Here is a 16240-nt window from a genome sequence, read left to right as displayed (position 1 = left end):
CGCGCCGGGCCCGACCCCAAGCGCGCCGACCGAACAGTTCAGTTTCATATACTGGCCCGTACCGTCTCCCCCCGAGCACCCCGAGGAGAACCCGATGGCCGCCGCCCCCCAGCCGATCGACGAGTTCGGCATCCCGATCATCCCGAGCCCGGTCGACGCCGCCCAGCGCCGCCGGCAGGCCATCATCGACGCGGCCCTGGTCGAGTTCCTGAAGGAGGGTTACTCCGCCGCCTCGATGGACGCCATCACCGCGCGCTCCGGCGTCTCCAAAGCGACCATCTACAAGCACTTCGGGAACAAGGAACGGCTCTTCCTCGCGGTGATCGGCGGCATACTGCCCACCACCTACGAGGACCTCAAGCCGTGGAACTCCACCATCGCCGAGGCCGACGACCTGCGCTCCGCGCTGATCACGCTCACCCTCGACTGGACCCGCATCCTGTTGCGCCCCGACATCATGTCGCTGCGCCGGCTGGTGATCGGCGAGATCGACCGCTTCCCGCAGCTGGGCCAGCTCTGGTACCGGGTCAGCTACGACATGAACAACGGCCCGCTGATCGAGGCCTTCGCCGAACTGGACCGCCGCGGCGTGCTCACCGTGGAGGACCCGGCGCTGGCCGTGCAGCAACTGGTCGCCTGCACGGTGGGCGTGCCCCAACTGGTGCGCACGTTCCGCCCGGAGGCCGACCTGGACGAGGCCGAGATGCGCCGGATGATCAGCTCCGGGGTCGACCTGTTCCTTGCGCGGTACGCACGGGAGCAGTGACCGCGGCGCCCGCCGCTGCCGTGGCCGTCGCTGCCGCCACCAGTGCCGGTGCCGTGGCCGGACCGGCGTCCGGACCGCGCCGGTACCGCCGCAGCCCGGCCACCACCAGCAGCACCGCCGTCCACGCGCCGGTGCAGAGCACCTGGCTGCGGCTGCCCGGGTCCACCAGCATGAACACCAGCACCCCGGCCATCGCCGCCAGCGCCACGTAGCCCAGGGACGGGAAGCCCCGCATCGAGGCCGCCTGCTCCGGCTCGTGCCCGAGGAGCTCCTGCCCGCGTTCCTGCTCCGGCCCGTCCGTACGCCGCCGTCGGCCGTGCAACCGCAGGTAGGAGGCGGCGATCAGGATCCAGACCACCAGGATCGCCGTCCCGATCGAGTTCAGCAGGAACGGGAAGACGGTCCGCGGCCACAGCAGGCTGAGCACCACCGACCCGAAACCGAACGCGGCCGAGGCGAGCACGGCCCGCCCGGCCCCGATCGGGGCGCCGCCCGTGCTGCCCGCGCTGCCCTCCCCGCCCGCACCGCCCGAGCCCGCACCGCCCGAGCCCGCACCGCCCGAGCCCTCCCCGCCGGGCCCGGCCGACCGGCCCCGGCCGGTCAGCAGGCGCGGCGCGTCGCCGCGGCCCGCGAGGGCGTGCAGCATCCGCGAGGAGCCGTAGATGTTGGCGTTCATCGCCGACAACAGCGCCACCAGCACGACGGCGTTCATCAGCTGCGCCGCGCCCGGCACCCCGATCCGGCCGATCGCCGCCGCGTACGGGCCGCCGGCGACCGCCGGGTCGTCCCACGGCACCACGGCGACGATCACCGCCATCGAGCCGATGTAGAACAGCGCCACCCGCCACAGCACCGTGCGCACCGCCCGGCGCACCGCGGCGACCGGGTCCGCACACTCGGCGGCGGCGATGGTCACCGTCTCCAGCCCGCCGTACGCGAACACCGCCGCGATCGTGCCCACCGCGACCCCGTGCCAGCCGTGCGGCAGCAGGCCGCCGTGCGCGGTCAGGTTCGCCGCGGCCGGCGCCCGGCCGGTGAGCACGGCGGCGGCGCCGAGCAGGATGAACGCGCAGATCGAGGCCGCCTTCACCCCGGCGAACCAGAACTCCAGCTCGCCGAAGTGCCGCACACCCGCCAGGTTCGTCCCGGTGAACAGCGCCATGAAGGCCGCCACCCACACCCAGGCCGGCACCTGCGGCAGCCACCCCGCCACGATCCGGGAGGCCCCGATCGCCTCCGCGGCCACGCTCACCACCAGCAGCGCCCAGTACATCCAGCCGGCCAGCAGCCCGGCCCACGGCCCCCAGGCGCGGGTGGCGTGCGCGGCGAACGACCCGGAGCCGGGGCGGGCGGCGGACATCTCGCCGAGCATCCGCATGACCAGCACCGTGAGCACCCCGGCCACCACGTACGACACCACGATCCCGGGCCCCGCCGCGGCGATCCCGACGCCGGAGCCGACGAACAGCCCGGCTCCGATCGCACCGCCCAGCGCGATCATGGCGATGTGGCGCTGTCTCAGCCCACGACTGACCGACCGGTCCTCGGACATCACGGCTCCCCCCGTTGTGATCCAACCGGGGGAGATCTTGGACCCGACCACCCGTCATGATCAAGTCCCCGGTCCGGTCCGACCGATGCGTGGACACCCGTCGGTCCGAAACCGGGACGGCCGGCGGCCCGGCTCCGGGGTGAAACCCCCGGTGAAACCGCCCCCGTCCGGCGGGTGTCGGCGACGAGGGCGCCGCGGATCCGGCCGACCCCCGGGCGGGTGCTACCAGTTGGCCCAGAGGAGGTTCCAGCCGCCGAGGCCGTTGTCGGGGGCGACGGTCTTCTCCTTGGTGTGCACGACCGTGACGACGTCGCCGATCAGCGAGCTGTTGTAGAACGACCCCGCCGGGGAGGTGTCGCTGCCGCCCTCCACGTCCTTGAGCGAGACGCAGCCGTGACTGGTGTTGGCCGTGCCGAACGGGTCGCCCTTGTACCAGTAGTTCCCGTGGAGGTAGGTGCCGCTCGTGGTCAGCCGCATCGCGTGCGGGGCGGCGGGGATGTCGTACTCGTTTCCCATGCCGACGGTCTGGGAGTTCATGTGGGTGACCTTCTCCTTGGACATGACGACCATGGTTCCGCCCCAGGAGGGGTGCTGCTCGTCGCCGAGGGTGGCGGGCACGGTGGTGGTCCTGCCGTCCCGCACGATCGTCAGCTGGTGCGTGGCCGCGTCCGCGGTGGAGACCTGGGAGCGGCCGATGGTGAACGGTTCGTCCTTGTCGAGGTCGCCCCAGACCCCGGGGGCGACCTCGACGTTCTTCAACCGGTAGTGGATGGTGACCTTGGTGTTCGGCTTCCAGTAGTCCGCCGGCCGGAAGTCGATCCGGTTGTCGCCGAACCAGTGGCCCTTCACCTCGGTGCCGTTGTCCGTCTCGAAGGTGATGGCCTTGGCGACGGCGTCCTTGTTCACGACCCTGCCGCCGAAGTCCACCTTGACGATCATGCCCACGCCGTAGGTCTGGCCGTCGGCGATGTTGTCGTTGGCGGACATCCGCTTGCCGGGCGAGGCGGTGGTGAACGCGCTGGTGGCCGCGGAGACCAGGCCGTCGGCGTCCTTCGCCCGGGCGTTCACCGTGTACGCCGTGCCGGGGGCGAGCGAGGCGGCGGGCTTCCAGCCGGTGCCGTCCGGGGTGATCGAGCCCTGGACGGGCTTGCCGTCCTTGTCGGTCACCTCGACGGCGGTGAGCGTGCCGTGGGAGACGGACACCTGGAGCGCGGCCGGTGCGACGTTCTGGGCCCCGTCCTTCGGCTGCACGTCCAGCACGGCGCTCGACGTCCTCGGCGTCGCCGCGGCGGCCGCCCCGCCGGGAGCACCGGAGGCAGGGGAGGCGCTGGAGGCAGGGGAGGCAGCGGAGGGGGCGGAGGCAGCGGACGCGGCGTCAGCGCTCTTGTCCTGGCCGTCGCCGCAGCCCGCGGACATCAGCAGGACCCCACCCATCGCCAGTGCCACCGCCCCGCGGTGGAGACGGTCGTCGGTGCGTATCGCGGCCCGTGCCGCTCGAACAGTGCTCACAGTTGCTCCCTCTCGGTGTTCGCCGTCAGCTTGTGCGCCGGTTCGTCCCAGCGGCAACGGTGGGCCGGTGATCAGGGACGCGGGGACGCGTTTACCCTCTTTGAGCTGGGAGGACGTAACCTTCCTGGAACGCCCCGCGGGGCGTGCCGGGATGCCGGGCCCGGTGCAGCAGCTCTCCCCGGCGGCGGTTCGCCGAGCGGGGTGGAGGAGCAGTGCCAGAGGGGGCCGGGGAAGTGCGGGACGCGGACGAGGTCGCGCGACTGCTCCAGGAACTGAAGAGCCGGTCGGGGCTCAGCTACGGCGCGCTGGCGAAGCAGCTGCACGTGAGCACGTCGGCCCTGCACCGCTACTGCAACGGCGATGTGATGCCGGTGGAGTTCACCCCGCTGGAACGCCTCGCGCGGCTGTGCCGGGCGACGCCGGAGGAGCGCGCCGAGCTCTACCGGCTGTGGGTCATCGCCCACACGGCGCGGGGCGACCGGCAGCCGTCCGTTCCCGCCCCCGCGGCGAACACTCCGTCAACGCCTCCGTCAACGGCTCTGCCGACGCCTCCGGGAACGGCTCCGTCAACGGCTCCGGTGATCGCGACGGTCGTGGAAGGCATCGCGCAGGACAGGACGGCCGCCCCGGCGCGCACCCCCGCCGAGCCGCGGCGGCGGGTGCGGCGCAGTGTGCTCGCCGCCGTGACGGCCGCCGCGGTGCTCGCCACCGTCGGGGCCGTCGCCGCCGGTCTCCGGACCCGTACGGGAGGTGACCCCGCCTCCGTTCCCGCCCCGGCGGCCGCCGCCGGCGTGACCGCGGGCGCGACCACGTCGGGGCCGGCCGGCGCCGCGGACCGGGGGGCGAGCGCCCCGGTCACCGTCGTGGTCCGTCCGTCCGGCTGGGACGACGAGTGCGACCAGTACGTGGTCGACCGTCCGCCCTCGGCAGTCCCCCGCCCGCCCGCACTGGCGGACGTCCCCGCCTGGGTCTCCGAGGTCGGCGCGGTCCCCGGCCACTACCAGTCGATCGAGCTCGTCGTGCAGGGCACCGGCGACGACACCGTGGTGCTGACCGCCCTCGACGTCCGCGTCGCCCGGACCGCGGCCCCGCTGGCCTGGAACGCCTACTCCATGGGCGAGGGCTGCGGCGGCGGAGTCGACGTCCACTCGTACGACCTCGACCTGGACGCCGCCCGCCCCCGCCCGGTCGTGACCGAGGGCAGGACCGGCCTGCCGGTCACGGTGAGCGAGCGGGACCCGCAGGTCATCGAGGTCAGCGCCGAGACCACCTCCCACGACGTCAGCTGGTACCTGGAACTGGAGTGGTCCAGCGGCGACCGGAAGGGCACGCTGACCATCGGCCCCGGCGGCGGCGCGCCGTTCCGCACCAGCGCGGTCAAGGGCCGGCCGCTGTACAGCTACCCGGTCGGCGGGAAGGCCTGGGAACCCAGCCCCTTCCAGCAGTGACGACCGCGCCCGGCACCGCACCGCAGGCACCCTCCCCGGCCGGAGGCGCTCCCCGCGAAGCCCTGGCGCACACCCCCGGCCGGTCCGCTAACTCACCTGCAGCTGCCTTCCGTTGGCCGTGGTGGAACCGGCCGGTCAGCGCGGGCGGTAACGCAGGTAGCGGACGTACAGCACGACGCACGTGATCGCGCCGACCGCGCACACCGGCAGGCTCAGCCCGACCGCCATGATCACGCCGTCGCCGACGCCCTGCACGGTCTCCTCCCTGACCATCCCGTTCGCGTCGGTGATCGTGCGGGTGGTGTCCGCGTGGCTCGCGAGATAGGCGACCATCGCGACGCCCACCGCCAGGAACACCGCAGCCCCGGCCAGGAACCAGCCGCCCGCGCGCTCCTGCCACTCGTCCCCTTGCAGCCGCCGCGCGCGGGGGCTGTGCTCCAGCACCGCGCGGCCCAGGCCGGAGGCCCCGGCGGCGTGCCCGTCGATGTGCAGGCGCGCGCCGCCGTCGAGGGCGAGGCGGCAGCGGTAGTCGTTGCCCAGCCGGCGGGCGAGGCCGTGGATCCTCGGGGTGCCGGGGGTCGTGATCGACACGACCTGGCTCCACTCCCAGCCCACCGCGCCCCGGCGCGAGCCGTGGACGAGCCCGCGCTCGCGGACCTCGAAGTACTCGCCCGACCCGCCCCGCACCGCGCGCCACGCCTGCGTCACGGCGACGTACAGGGCGCCCAGGGACAGGCCGATCACCAGGCCGATCGTCCGACCGCCGCCCGGGCGGCCGTCGTCCGCGCTGAGCAGCGCCCACAGCCCGAGCCAGCCGGTGGGCACGGCCAGCACCAGCGCCCACACGGCGTTCCGCCACCGTGCCCGGGTGTCCACCCGGTGCCTGCTGAGCACGGCGCCGAACAGGTCAGTCATCTCGGCCTCGCTGATCATCCGCACAGTGAAGCACCAACACCGGCTCCGCTCAAGGGCGTTCGCCCATCCCCGACCGCCTGCGGGCGAGCACGGACACGGCGCCCGCCCGCAGGCCCCCTTCCGCAGGCCTCCCGCCCGCCCCGACCGCTCCCGTCAGCGCTGGCCGACGCGTTGCTGTCCGGTCCGGCGGGAGTCGGCGACGATCGGGAAGGCGTAGTCCCGCATCCGCCTCTCGTACGCGCCCACGGCCCGGACCAGGCCCGTGCCCGGACCGGTGGCGCCGGCCAGGGCGCGGCTGAGTTCGGCGGCGTCGCGGAGGGCGGTGTTGGCGCCCATCGCGAGGACCGGGCTCATCGCGTGGATCGCGTCGCCGATCAGCGTCACCGGGCCCGGCTCCCAGGGCGGCACGGGGGCGGCGGTGGAGATGCGCAGCGGGAACAGCGAGGCGGTGTCCCACCGGGCGAGCAGGCGGTGGACGTCCTCGTGCCAGCCCTCGCCCAGCAGCCGCAGCGCGAGCTCGCGCAGGGCGGCGGGCGGCAGCGTGCCCAGGTCCGCGGGAGCGGGCATGGCGGGGTGGTCGGCGGGTGCGCCGACCATGCACGCGATGTAGTCGTGGGCCGGGGGCAGTTCGACGGCGGGGGTCCGGGCCCGCCCGGCCCGGTCGGGCCGGGTGGTGAACTCCACCGGGCCCAGGCCCAGATGGGCCCTGCCCGGGCCGTCGGTGACCACGGTGAAGATGCTCTCGAAGACCCAGTCCGGCAGGGCTTCGCGGGCCCGTCCGGCCAGCGGGATCCGGCCGTAGACCAGCCGCAGGCCGGCGTCCTCGACCCGGGCCGCGGGCAGCAGGAGCCGGCGCACCGCCGAGTTGACGCCGTCGGCGCCGACGATCAGGTCGCCGGTCGCGGTCCGGCCGTCGGTGAAGCGGGCGGTGACCCGCCCGTCGGCCTCGTGCCGGTAGGCGGCCAGCCGTGCACCGCGGTGCACCCGGTCGCCCAGGCCGAGGAGCATGATCCGACGCAGCGTCGGCCGGTCGAAGGCGCGCGGACCGTCGCCCGCCGTGCCGTCGCCCGCCGTGTCGACGCCCGCCTTCGGGTTCGCGGTCCGGTCCGCCAGGACCTCCAGGCGACGGTTGCGGACCGAGACCCGCGCCGGCGGTGCCCCGGCCGTGGCCAGGCAGAGCTCGTACAGCTCGGCGGGCAGGCACTGCCGGAGCGCGGTGAGGCCGGGCTCGTCGAGCTGGACGCGGTAGCCCTGCGGCCGGGCCCCGGGGTGGGCGTCGCGCTCGTGGACGGTGACGTCGACGCCTCGCTCGCGCAGGCCGTGGGCGAGCGCGAGCCCGCCCAGTCCGGCCCCGATGATGATCACACGGTACGGAAAATGCACAGTCCTCTGCCTTCGTTCAGGACGACGAAGGAAGCACCGGGTTCCTCGCAGAGGAACGAACACCGTGTGAGGCGCCGCTCGGAAACACCATTCGGGAGCGGATTTTTCGCGCATTCCAGCCAGCGCCGACGACCGTAGCACACCCCTGAACGGCCCGACCCCGACCACCCGCGCTCCCGCAGGCGCCGTGGACGCGGACGGCTCACGCGGGCCTGGACGCCTTGCCGTCCAGCCAGAGCGTGTCGGAGGCGTCGCGGTGCGAGCCCGTGGTGCCCACGTGCTTGGCGTCGATCCTCGCGCCGTGCTTGAAGACGTGGACGAGGGCCATGCCGTGCCCGCGGCCCAGGCCGTACTCCTCCTTGAGCCAGGCGAGGACCACCCCGGCCTTCGTGGACGGGGCGTCGAAGCCGCGCTGCTCGGCGAGCGCGACGAACTCACGCGGCGTCAGGCCGGTCCTGGTCTCGATGGTGTCGAGGTACGCCTGGAAGGACATGTGTTCTCTCCTGCTCGTGTCGGTGTTCAAGGGGTAGACCGGCCCCGGCGACGAAACTCATCGCTCGACCGCCGGGGACTTCCCAGACCGGGCCCGCCGCCCGGGCGCCACCCGGTGTCCCCTTCACGTACACCAGCGTTTGTTAACATCGCGGCCCGCGCGGACACTTGGGGGGCCGCGCACGGGGAGACGGAGCGAGATCCATGAGCGTGCCCACCGACGTCGCACGGTTCCGCCTGGGCCACCGGACGAGCATGACCCGCACCGAGGGGCTGCGCAGCACGACCTATCACTCGCAGTGGCACCTGTTCCCGCTCGGCGCGAGCCGGCGCCCGGAAACGGGGTCCGTCGTCCTCGACGCGTTCTGCGGCGACTGCCGCCTCCCCATCAAGGTCGTGCTGGAATCCGAGCCGACCGCCACGCAGAAGCAGCGCACCCGCACCACCTCCGGCTGGCTCCTGCTCGCGGCGGGCATCGCCCTCGTCGCCGTCGCCTGCCTCATCGGCGGCGGCGGAGCCGCCCCCGGCCTGTCAGGCGTGACCGGCCTGATGGCCGTGCTCATCAGCTTCGCCGTACGCAACGCGGGAAAGACGTACCCGGGCGTCCACCTGGAGCGCAACCAGCCCGCCACCAAGAACACCCCGCACCGGATCTTCGTCCACTGACACCACCGGACGCCGACACAGCTCCCGGCGATCCCGGCGATCTCCCGGCCGCGGTCGAGGCCCTCCCCGCTGCCTACGGCCCCGTGGGGCCGGCCCGCAGGATCAACCGGAGGGTCAGCGGCGGGACGGGGCACACGTTCCGGGCCGTCAGAACCGCGCATGCCGCCGGGGCTCGGTGCTGCCAATTCCAATGCCCGCTCTTGGGCAGCAACCCCTTCCACGTGAAAGATCGCTCGCAGGCGAACGCCGGTCAGAGCAGCTGGGAGAAGTGGTGCCTGTCCTCTTCGACCGGCACCGGCCGACAGCGATTGGGGGGGCGAGGGCGAACGCGAGGTGGAACTCGACGCGCCGACAGGCTGCGTGGTCATCCGCGCGTTCTCACCCGAGATCGCCGGCGACTTCCGGCTGCCGCGCCCAGGAGTCTACGAACGACGCATCTCCTGGAAGGGGCGCCAGGTCGCCGAGGACCAGCAGGGCAGACTGCATGCCCAACTCGCTGCGCCCGAAGGCCAACTCCACTCGGGGGCCTTCTTCGCGGCCCACCACGAGACTCTGGAGACCTACCCGATCGACCTGCGGTGGACTGCGGAGTCCGAGGACGACGAGGACGACGAATAGCACTACTGGGTGTGGCGCCGCCAGAGCGGTGCCACACCCAGTAGTGCAGATCCCCATCGGAACAGCACCGGGTCTCCCAGGAGGAATCCGTAGACCTCGCGGCGGGTAGCCGGTGTCTCACGGCTTCCGGAGAGGCACCGGCTGGGTGCGTTCGGTGCTACGAAGGGCACCGGGGGATGTTGGGGTCTCGGTTGACGGAGCGAGCGTTGCCGTCCGCATACCCGGCGAAGACGTAGACGGTGGGTAGGACGTTGGTCCATCCATTGCCGTCGTTCCAGAAGATCCGGTTCGTGCGGTACCAGGTGTCGCCGTAGTTGCCGATGCTCTCGCCGACGGTCCAGCACTGGGCGATGATCGCGCCGCCGGGAGGCACGTCGGCCCACCCGTCCTTCGAGCTGGTGTTGGGAGCGTCGTAGAGGCCGACCCAGTGGCCGACATTGATCGGGACGTAGTCGTCGGCGTGAGCATTCCCGGCGGCCGAGACGAGCGCGCCGACACTCAAAGCCGCAGCTGTCGCGACCGCCGCCGTACGGCGGCCGACCCTGAACCTCATGCAGTTCCTCCTGGTGTCCGGCCCTCTGCCATGCAGACGGCAGCGCGGTTGGAGCGGGAGCTCTCCCGAGCAGGTTGCCTCTCCACAGCCACCGCAGGGAACGACGTTTGCTGGACGTTCCCCTGACACTTCACCTCACAGCTCCACGGCTGCGCCCGGCAGTCACCCCCCGCTGCACCAGCCGTGGCGCGCCGTACGACCAGCACGGACGCGAGCCGCCTGGCTGCGCCCGCACGCCCTTGACTGGTCGTCAGCACTGCGGAACGGTGACGCGCAAGTGACCGCAACCGGCTTGGTTCTGGAGGGTGTCGTGGGGCTGGATTTCGTGGGGATCGACCCCGAGACGGGGAAGGAGAGGTCGCCCATGGTGCTGCTGGACTGCGACCTGGCGTTGCCCGGCGCCGACTTCTGGCTGTTCGACGGCCGCGTCGTGCGGTTCAACCACTTCACCGGTGACGGCGACTGGGCCGACCCGCGCACTTGCGACACCGAGGACCCCGCCGTCGCGAAGCTCTGCGCCACCGCGTTCGAAGCGGTGTGGGAACGGGCCGTCCCGCACGACCGGTACACCGTCTGAGCCCGCCCGCGCCGAGCAGACAGCCATGCCCGCCTCACCCTCATCCAGCGCCCGGGCCGCCCGCGCCGCGCTCGCCACCCGGCTGCGCGAGCTGATGCTGGACGCCGGGCTCGACGGCAAGGAGCTGTCCGCCCGGTGCGGCTGGCACCCCTCCAAGACCTCCCGGATCCTCAGCGGAAAGTCGGCGCCGTCCGAGACCGACCTGTGCGCCTGGTGCACCGCGTGCGGCGCGGCCGACCAGACCGGCGACCTGATCGCCTGGCTGCGCGCGGTGGAGCTGATGTACCTGGAGTGGCGCCGCGTACACCGCACCGGCATGCGGCAGGTGCAGCAGGAGTCGCTGACCTTGCACCACCGGACCGCCGTGTGCCGGGCCTACGTCTCCAACGTCGTCCCCGGCTTCCTCCAGACCGCCGCCTACGCCACCGCCCTGCTGCGCTCGATCACCGAGTTCCAGGGCACCCCCGACGACGTCGCCGACGCGGTCACCGCCCGCACCGAACGCGGCCGGCTGCTCCACGACGGCCGCCACCGGTTCGTCGTCCTCATCGAGGAGACGGTGCTCCGCTACCGAATCGGCCACCCGGAGACGATGGCCGGCCAGCTCGGCCACCTCCTCGCCGTGATGCCGCTGCCGTCGGTCTCCCTCGGCATCATCCCCTTCACCGCGCAGCGCCGGATCTGGCCGCTGGAGGCGTTCTACCTCTTCGACAACGACCAGGCCTGCGTGGAGACCCTGACCGCCGAGGTCACCGTGACCCAGCCTCGCGAACTCGCCGACTACCACCGCGCCTTCGCCGAATTGGCGAGGCCGGCCGTCCACGGCGCAGCGGCCCGAGCCCTCATCACCACCGCGATCGACACCCTCGGGTGAATCCCTGCAATCATCCGCAATCGCGTTGAACACGCCTGCGGCGACTCCCTACCGTCGATCCGTCGCCCGCCGTGACGGACCGGACACCCGGCCCTGGCGAGCGAGCCAGCGACGATGAGGAGGTCGGCATGGATCACGACGGAGGTCACGGCGGCGTGGGCCCGGGTGGCGGTGGCGGCGAGGGGGACGGGCACCCGGGCACCCCGTGGACGCCGCCGTCCGACCCGCCGTCGCCGGACGGCACCACCCCGCCCGGGGACGGGGGACACCGCAAGTGACGCTCGCACCTGAGCAGGAGGACCGCCCCACGCCGGGGCGGTCCTTGCCCGTGGCCGACGCGTGGGCGACCGCCTTCGACGCCGTCCCGCGCTCGCTGTTCCTGCCGGACCTGATCTGGGCCCACGACATGGCCACCGGGAAGAGTCGGCCCGTCGATCGGACCACCGACGAGTCCGGCTGGTTGGCGGCGGCCGCCGCGGACATCCCCGTCGTCACGCAGTGGGACGACGGCGAACACCAGGGCGCCGAGCCCGGCACCGTGCCCACCAGCTCCGCCTCGATGCCCTCCCTGGTCGCCTCCATGCTGGACGCCCTCCGGGTGGAGCCGGGGATGCGGGTGCTGGAGCAGGGCACCGGCACCGGTTGGAACGCCGCGCTGCTCGCTCACCGGCTCGGCGACGCGAACGTGACCACGGTCGAGATCGACCCCGGGATCTCCGCCCGGGCCCGCACCGCGCTCACCAGCGCCGGCTACCGGCCGACCGTCGTCCGCGCGGACGGGGCGCACGGCCACCCGGCCGGCGCCCCGTACGACCGGATCATCGCGACCTACGGGCTGCGCGAGGTCCCGCGGGCCTGGATCGAGCAGACCCGGCCCGGCGGGCTGATCCTGGCGCCGTTCGGCACCCACTACTCCAACGCCGACGCCCTGGTCCGCCTCACCGTGACCGGCGACGGCACCGCGAGCGGCCCGCTCCTCCGGCCGGTGGAGTTCATGAAGATGCGCTCCCAGCGCCTGCGACGGCCGCAGAACCCGCCCGGTGGCGGGACCGTCGCCGAGACCACCACCACCGCCGTCCTGCCGCCGCACGGCAGGTTCGACCCGTTCCCGCTCGCCGCCGGCCTGCGTCTGCGCGACGTCGTCCACGCGATCCAGCCGCACGACGACGGCGCCCGCACCCTGTGGCTCTACTCCCTCACCACCCCGGCCTGGGCCGCCGCGACCTTCCGCGACGGCGAGGACGCGCACCCGGTCCGCCAGTACGGCGGCCGCCGCCTGTGGGAGGACTTCGAGCGAACCCTCGCCTGGTGGCACGAGGAGGGCGAGCCCGGCATCGCGCGCCTCGGGCTGACCGTGACCCCAAACGGCTGGCACGCCTGGCTGGACGGCCCCGGCCGGCCGATCTGAGGAGCCCGCCGCCCAGGACGCCCTACGCCGTGGCCGGCCGGCGTGCTCCTGGGCCTGCTGGAATTCGTCGCGGGTCCCGGTGGACCGGTTCGGGACGTCGCGGCCGGTGGCCCGCTCACGGGGCCGGGCGACGGGTCGTTGCCCTCCCTGCCGACCCTACCGAGCGGCGGCGGAGCGCCTGAGGCCGAGCTCGACGGAGCGGCCCAGGCTCAGCGCGTCCTGCGGGTCGTCGGCCCGGTGGCCGAACCGGCGGATGAGCACCACCGAGTCGAGGGTGGCGCCTTCGCGGGCCAGTACGAACAGCAGGGTGAGCAGGGCGGCGCGGGCGTTGCCGTCGTCGAACGGGTGGAAGAAGCAGACGTCCAGGTGGGCCCGGGCCGCCCTGGCGGCCAACGAGGACCGGTCGTCGGCGGCCTGCGCCAGACAGGCGTCGAGCCGGCTGCGGGTGTCGGGGCCGATCCCGTAGCGCTCCTCGCCGCCCTTGGCGAAGGCGGGGCGGGTGCGCAGCGGCGGCGGCTCGGGTGTGCCCAGGACGTGCTGCTGCCAGCCGCGCAGCAGCTCGAAGTCGAGCACGGCCCCGCGTGCCGCGTCGGCCCGCACCAGCTCCAGCGCGGTGAGCAGGCCGGCGGCGCGGGCGGGGTCCACGGCGGCGTCGAAGGAGCGGAAGTCCTCCGCCGCGCCGTCGCGGGCGGGGGCCGCCGGTCCGCGGTCCGCGTCGGCCCCGCCGTCCGGCCACGGCACGCTCCCGCGTATCGCGAGCCAGCGCTCCAGGTGGTCCGGGAGCTCGCCCGGGTCCGGTGACCAATGGGTGTCCTGCGGGCGCAGCGGGCCGACGAGCCGCTCGGCGACCTCCTCCGCCAGGACGCTGTCCGGCGCGGTCCAGCTCTTGAACCGGCCGCCGACCGCCTGTCCCACCAGCTGCTCGGCCACCTCGGGGTCGACACCCCAGCGGCTGAGGAACCAGCCCAGGACCTGCCGGCAGTGCCCGTACCAGCCGCTCTCGGCGCCTGTCCGGTCGGCCACGTGCAGGATCAGGTTGCGGGCGGTGCGCTCCCACAGGATCCGGTCCGCCGCCAGGGTCTCCGGGTCCAGGGGGTAGGCCTCGAACCACCGCGCGAGGTGCTCCAGCCAGTCACGCCACTCGCACAGCGACGCCACGACCCGGTCGAGGGTCTGCTCCGGAGTGGTGATCGAGTGCGACCCGCAGCACCAGTTGCCTACCGGCCCGCCGTCGACGTCCGCCTCGCCGACCGACCAGCGCCACCCCGCCGCCCACCGGCCGTAGTGCTCGATCAGCACGTGCGTCATGGCATCGGTCCAGGGCCTGGCCACCTCCCACGCCCAGGTGCCGCCGGTCGGACCGACGGCGGGGTCCGGCCGGGAGGGCACCCGCCGGGCCGGGCCGAGGGAGTGGACCACCTGCGCCGCCGAAGCCGGGTCGAAGGGGTGGCGGGCGGGGTCGACCTCGTCCCAGGCCAGGCCGGCGGGGTAGAGCGCGTTGGACATCCGGTCAGGGTGCCACGGGGCCCGGGGGTCCGAGCAACGCCATTTCCGCCCGCACTGCCCGCATCCCCCGGCCCGCCCGTACCGCCCGGACCACCCAGGACTCCACCCCCGCCGGGCCGCCAGGCCCACCCGCGGGGCCACGCGCTCGTCGCGCTGGACCTACCGGTCCCGGGAGGGGGGCGACGCGGCCCCGTCCGTGCTGCGAGACTGTCGATCATGACAGACCACCGTCCCCTCGCGATGCCCACCTTCTCCGCGACCGCCGCCGACACGCCCCTGCCCGCCCAGCCCGGCGCGCGCCGGCCGCCGCTCGAGCAGGGCGCCGACTTCCGACAGCCACCCGGCGAGACCGCCGCAGTGCCCGCCCCGGCCCGGCGCCCGCTCGCGGCCGGCGGCCTGACCTTCTCCGACCCGGACCGCCAGATCTGACCACTGGGCCGTTGACCACCGGGCCGTTGACCGCCCGGCCGTTGTACCGCAGGCCTCGCGACCGCACCGGCGGATTCCACCGCGCACCGATCGGCCAGGCATGCCTGCTGACGGTGTTCCTCGCGATCACCTTCCTGCTGCCCGACAAGGGCCGCCCCGACGGCGAGCCGCACGGCAGCGCCACCGAGCCCGCCACCGGCTCCGACGCGAAGCAGCACCACGCCGTGTGAAAGACGACTGGGGGAGGCCGCCGACGGGAGCGGCCTCCCCGGCACGGCCCAGCACGCCGGCCAACCGTGCCGGTCGGGCCGGTCCCACTGGGCCGCGGCCCGGGGTCCGGGTCAACGCTCTTCCCGCGTCCGCCGCCGCGCCGACGCACCCGGCCGAGCGGTTCCTCATCGCCACCGGCGGTGCGTTCGGCCTCGGCGCGGCAGGTACCGCGGAGAGCCGCAGCCATCCGGGCGTCCGCTTCCTCCCGGTCCCCGACGCCCCCGGCGCCGTCGTCTACCTCGCCCACCCCGCTCACCCCACCCATCCCACCCATCCCCGGGCGGAAGACTTCCTCACGGTGATCCGGGAAGTGGTGAGCGGCCAGTAGTACTCCGTCAGGTCTGGTGTGGGCAGGTCGGGTCAGTCCGCTCGGTGGGCGGCGGGACGGTTCCACGACCCGGGCGCGCCGGCGCACTACGCCGACTGGATCACCTGGCACCCGAATCAGGTCCGCACGGCCACCGACCGGGACGACATCTTCGGCTGATCGTGAAGCACGACCGGGCGATCCGGTGAGCCGAGCGGCTGAGCGGGCTGCCTCCCCGGTGTCGGTCCCCGCCGCTGCCGCTGCCGCTGCCCGCCGTACCGGTTGCGTCCCGTTCCTCACGAGGTGGTGAGCGTGCCCAGGGCGTCCCGCGCCGCGGCGGTGGCGGCGGCTTCGGCGTCGGAGGGCGGGACGTCCTTCAAGGTGTAGCCGGAGCGGGTGGCCGCCTGGTAGTTGACGGTGACGACCGCGTTGCGCTGGAACGCCACGAGTTCGACGCGGCCGTACCCGCTGACGACGGTGTAGAGGAGGGTCGCCTTCGCTCCGACGTCGGGGACCGACCGGTCGTCGGTGATCTTCATGCCGGTGGTGGCCGCCAGCGTCCGGGTGCTGCTCAGCATCCCCTGGTAGACGCTGTCGGCGTTCGGGGTCAGGGTGACCACGACCTGCAGCATGATCAGGCCGGAGTCCTGGCCGTTCCAGCTCCCGGTCGACGTCACGGTCCCGGCCGGCTTCTGCTCGGTGCAGGAGGCGCCCTTGGCGTAGCGGGCGACGGTCTCGGGGCGCACCAGCGCGCAGCCCGCCGCCGAGGCGGTGTAGAGCGCCGCGGCCGGGGACGACGCGCCGGAGGACGCGGCCGCCGCCGAAGCCGCCGAAGCCGTCGAAGCCGCCGGAGCGTTCGTCGCGCCGGCGGTGGCCGAGCCGGCCGAGGCGGTCGTGGTCGGCGTGACGAGGTTGGCCACCAGGCCCAGGACGAGCGCGGCGGTGCCCGCGCCGGCCGTGATGCCTC

At 73.8% G+C, this 16240-nt stretch carries 18 protein-coding genes; 10 read left to right on the top strand and 8 right to left on the bottom strand.

What is annotated here, in order from left to right:
• Window positions 1–94 precede the first annotated feature (94 nt).
• Entirely contained in the window at window positions 95–766 is a 672-nt protein-coding gene (locus tag ACZ58X_RS32115; RefSeq protein ID WP_470337090.1) for a TetR/AcrR family transcriptional regulator, read from the top strand.
• Here the strand turns inward: ACZ58X_RS32115 and ACZ58X_RS32110 are convergent.
• Both ACZ58X_RS32110 and ACZ58X_RS32105 read right to left on the bottom strand, forming a co-directional pair.
• Window positions 717–2318 carry an amino acid permease gene (locus ACZ58X_RS32110; RefSeq protein ID WP_470337089.1) on the bottom strand — a complete coding sequence of 534 codons (1602 nt, stop codon included), beginning with the start codon at window positions 2316–2318 and terminating at the stop codon, window positions 717–719. The genes ACZ58X_RS32115 and ACZ58X_RS32110 overlap by 50 nt on opposite strands.
• Before the next feature lie 222 nt (window positions 2319–2540).
• Entirely contained in the window at window positions 2541–3827 is a 1287-nt protein-coding gene (locus tag ACZ58X_RS32105) for a L,D-transpeptidase (protein WP_470337088.1), read from the bottom strand.
• A 233-nt stretch (window positions 3828–4060) separates the two neighbouring features.
• Between ACZ58X_RS32105 and ACZ58X_RS32100 the strand changes: the two genes are divergently transcribed.
• A complete protein-coding gene (locus ACZ58X_RS32100) occupies window positions 4061–5275 on the top strand; it encodes a helix-turn-helix domain-containing protein (protein WP_470337087.1) in 1215 nt (404 codons plus the stop codon).
• Between the two features lie 135 nt (window positions 5276–5410).
• Here the strand turns inward: ACZ58X_RS32100 and ACZ58X_RS32095 are convergent, their stop codons facing one another.
• The 3 genes from ACZ58X_RS32095 to ACZ58X_RS32085 all read right to left on the bottom strand — a co-directional run bounded on the left by ACZ58X_RS32095 (window position 5411) and on the right by ACZ58X_RS32085 (window position 8066).
• Complete coding sequence (locus tag ACZ58X_RS32095) at window positions 5411–6208, bottom strand: hypothetical protein (protein WP_470337086.1); 798 nt, start codon at window positions 6206–6208, stop codon at window positions 5411–5413.
• Window positions 6209–6343: 135 nt separating this feature from the next.
• Window positions 6344–7555 (bottom strand): FAD-dependent oxidoreductase, encoded by a 1212-nt coding sequence (locus ACZ58X_RS32090; RefSeq protein WP_470337085.1) that lies wholly within the window; start codon window positions 7553–7555, stop codon window positions 6344–6346.
• Between the two features lie 220 nt (window positions 7556–7775).
• On the bottom strand, window positions 7776–8066 hold the full coding sequence (locus ACZ58X_RS32085) for a DUF4287 domain-containing protein (RefSeq protein WP_470337084.1): 291 nt from the start codon (window positions 8064–8066) through the stop codon (window positions 7776–7778).
• Between the two features lie 203 nt (window positions 8067–8269).
• On the opposite strand from ACZ58X_RS32085, the gene ACZ58X_RS32080 reads away from it, so the two are divergent.
• Together ACZ58X_RS32080 and ACZ58X_RS32075 are read left to right on the top strand one after the other, a co-directional pair.
• Window positions 8270–8731 (top strand): hypothetical protein, encoded by a 462-nt coding sequence (locus ACZ58X_RS32080; RefSeq protein ID WP_470337083.1) that lies wholly within the window; start codon window positions 8270–8272, stop codon window positions 8729–8731.
• A gap of 333 nt (window positions 8732–9064) precedes the next feature.
• The gene (locus ACZ58X_RS32075; RefSeq protein ID WP_470337082.1) at window positions 9065–9349 is read left to right on the top strand and encodes a hypothetical protein; all 285 of its coding nucleotides are present in this window, start codon (window positions 9065–9067) and stop codon (window positions 9347–9349) included.
• A gap of 157 nt (window positions 9350–9506) precedes the next feature.
• Here ACZ58X_RS32075 and ACZ58X_RS32070 read toward each other — a convergent pair whose 3' ends face one another.
• Window positions 9507–9902, bottom strand: coding sequence for a hypothetical protein (locus ACZ58X_RS32070; protein WP_470337081.1), 396 nt, complete (start codon window positions 9900–9902; stop codon window positions 9507–9509).
• Between the two features lie 364 nt (window positions 9903–10266).
• Between ACZ58X_RS32070 and ACZ58X_RS32065 the strand changes: the two genes are divergently transcribed.
• From ACZ58X_RS32065 to ACZ58X_RS32050, 4 genes are all read left to right on the top strand, one after another.
• Window positions 10267–10479, top strand: a complete 213-nt coding sequence (locus ACZ58X_RS32065; RefSeq protein WP_470337080.1) for a DUF6879 family protein — start codon at window positions 10267–10269, stop codon at window positions 10477–10479.
• 25 nt (window positions 10480–10504) lie between these two features.
• Window positions 10505–11353 (top strand): helix-turn-helix domain-containing protein, encoded by an 849-nt coding sequence (locus ACZ58X_RS32060; RefSeq protein WP_470337079.1) that lies wholly within the window; start codon window positions 10505–10507, stop codon window positions 11351–11353.
• 128 nt (window positions 11354–11481) lie between these two features.
• Complete coding sequence (locus tag ACZ58X_RS32055; RefSeq protein ID WP_470337078.1) at window positions 11482–11631, top strand: hypothetical protein; 150 nt, start codon at window positions 11482–11484, stop codon at window positions 11629–11631.
• Window positions 11628–12761 carry a methyltransferase domain-containing protein gene (locus ACZ58X_RS32050; protein ID WP_470337077.1) on the top strand — a complete coding sequence of 378 codons (1134 nt, stop codon included), beginning with the start codon at window positions 11628–11630 and terminating at the stop codon, window positions 12759–12761. Before ACZ58X_RS32055 ends, ACZ58X_RS32050 begins: the two co-directional genes overlap by 4 nt.
• A gap of 156 nt (window positions 12762–12917) precedes the next feature.
• On the opposite strand, the gene ACZ58X_RS32045 is transcribed toward ACZ58X_RS32050, so the two are convergent.
• Window positions 12918–14267, bottom strand: coding sequence for a Fic family protein (locus ACZ58X_RS32045; RefSeq protein ID WP_470337076.1), 1350 nt, complete (start codon window positions 14265–14267; stop codon window positions 12918–12920).
• 216 nt (window positions 14268–14483) lie between these two features.
• Here ACZ58X_RS32045 and ACZ58X_RS32040 point away from each other — a divergent pair, with 216 nt between their 5' ends.
• Together ACZ58X_RS32040 and ACZ58X_RS32035 are read left to right on the top strand one after the other, a co-directional pair.
• Window positions 14484–14696: a hypothetical protein gene (locus ACZ58X_RS32040; protein WP_470337075.1), complete on the top strand. Its 213-nt coding sequence runs from the start codon at window positions 14484–14486 to the stop codon at window positions 14694–14696.
• Between the two features lie 11 nt (window positions 14697–14707).
• On the top strand, window positions 14708–14926 hold the full coding sequence (locus ACZ58X_RS32035) for a hypothetical protein (protein WP_470337074.1): 219 nt from the start codon (window positions 14708–14710) through the stop codon (window positions 14924–14926).
• Window positions 14927–15569: 643 nt separating this feature from the next.
• Here ACZ58X_RS32035 and ACZ58X_RS32030 read toward each other — a convergent pair.
• The coding region (locus ACZ58X_RS32030; RefSeq protein ID WP_470337073.1) for a hypothetical protein at window positions 15570–16240 on the bottom strand (671 nt) is incomplete at its 5' end.

It is taken from the genome of Kitasatospora sp. NPDC040550, assembly GCF_055594965.1.
This window is presented reverse-complemented; position numbering and strand designations above follow the sequence as displayed.

Coding starts and splice junctions, on each gene's coding strand:
- ACZ58X_RS32115 (WP_470337090.1), top strand. CDS start 95: ATGGCCGCCGCCCCCCAGCCGATCGACGAGTTCGGCATCCCGATCATC.
- ACZ58X_RS32110 (WP_470337089.1), bottom strand. CDS start 2,318: ATGTCCGAGGACCGGTCGGTCAGTCGTGGGCTGAGACAGCGCCACATC.
- ACZ58X_RS32095 (WP_470337086.1), bottom strand. CDS start 6,208: ATGATCAGCGAGGCCGAGATGACTGACCTGTTCGGCGCCGTGCTCAGC.
- ACZ58X_RS32085 (WP_470337084.1), bottom strand. CDS start 8,066: ATGTCCTTCCAGGCGTACCTCGACACCATCGAGACCAGGACCGGCCTG.
- ACZ58X_RS32080 (WP_470337083.1), top strand. CDS start 8,270: ATGAGCGTGCCCACCGACGTCGCACGGTTCCGCCTGGGCCACCGGACG.
- ACZ58X_RS32070 (WP_470337081.1), bottom strand. CDS start 9,902: ATGAGGTTCAGGGTCGGCCGCCGTACGGCGGCGGTCGCGACAGCTGCG.
- ACZ58X_RS32065 (WP_470337080.1), top strand. CDS start 10,267: ATGGTGCTGCTGGACTGCGACCTGGCGTTGCCCGGCGCCGACTTCTGG.
- ACZ58X_RS32060 (WP_470337079.1), top strand. CDS start 10,505: ATGCCCGCCTCACCCTCATCCAGCGCCCGGGCCGCCCGCGCCGCGCTC.
- ACZ58X_RS32055 (WP_470337078.1), top strand. CDS start 11,482: ATGGATCACGACGGAGGTCACGGCGGCGTGGGCCCGGGTGGCGGTGGC.
- ACZ58X_RS32045 (WP_470337076.1), bottom strand. CDS start 14,267: ATGTCCAACGCGCTCTACCCCGCCGGCCTGGCCTGGGACGAGGTCGAC.
- ACZ58X_RS32040 (WP_470337075.1), top strand. CDS start 14,484: ATGACAGACCACCGTCCCCTCGCGATGCCCACCTTCTCCGCGACCGCC.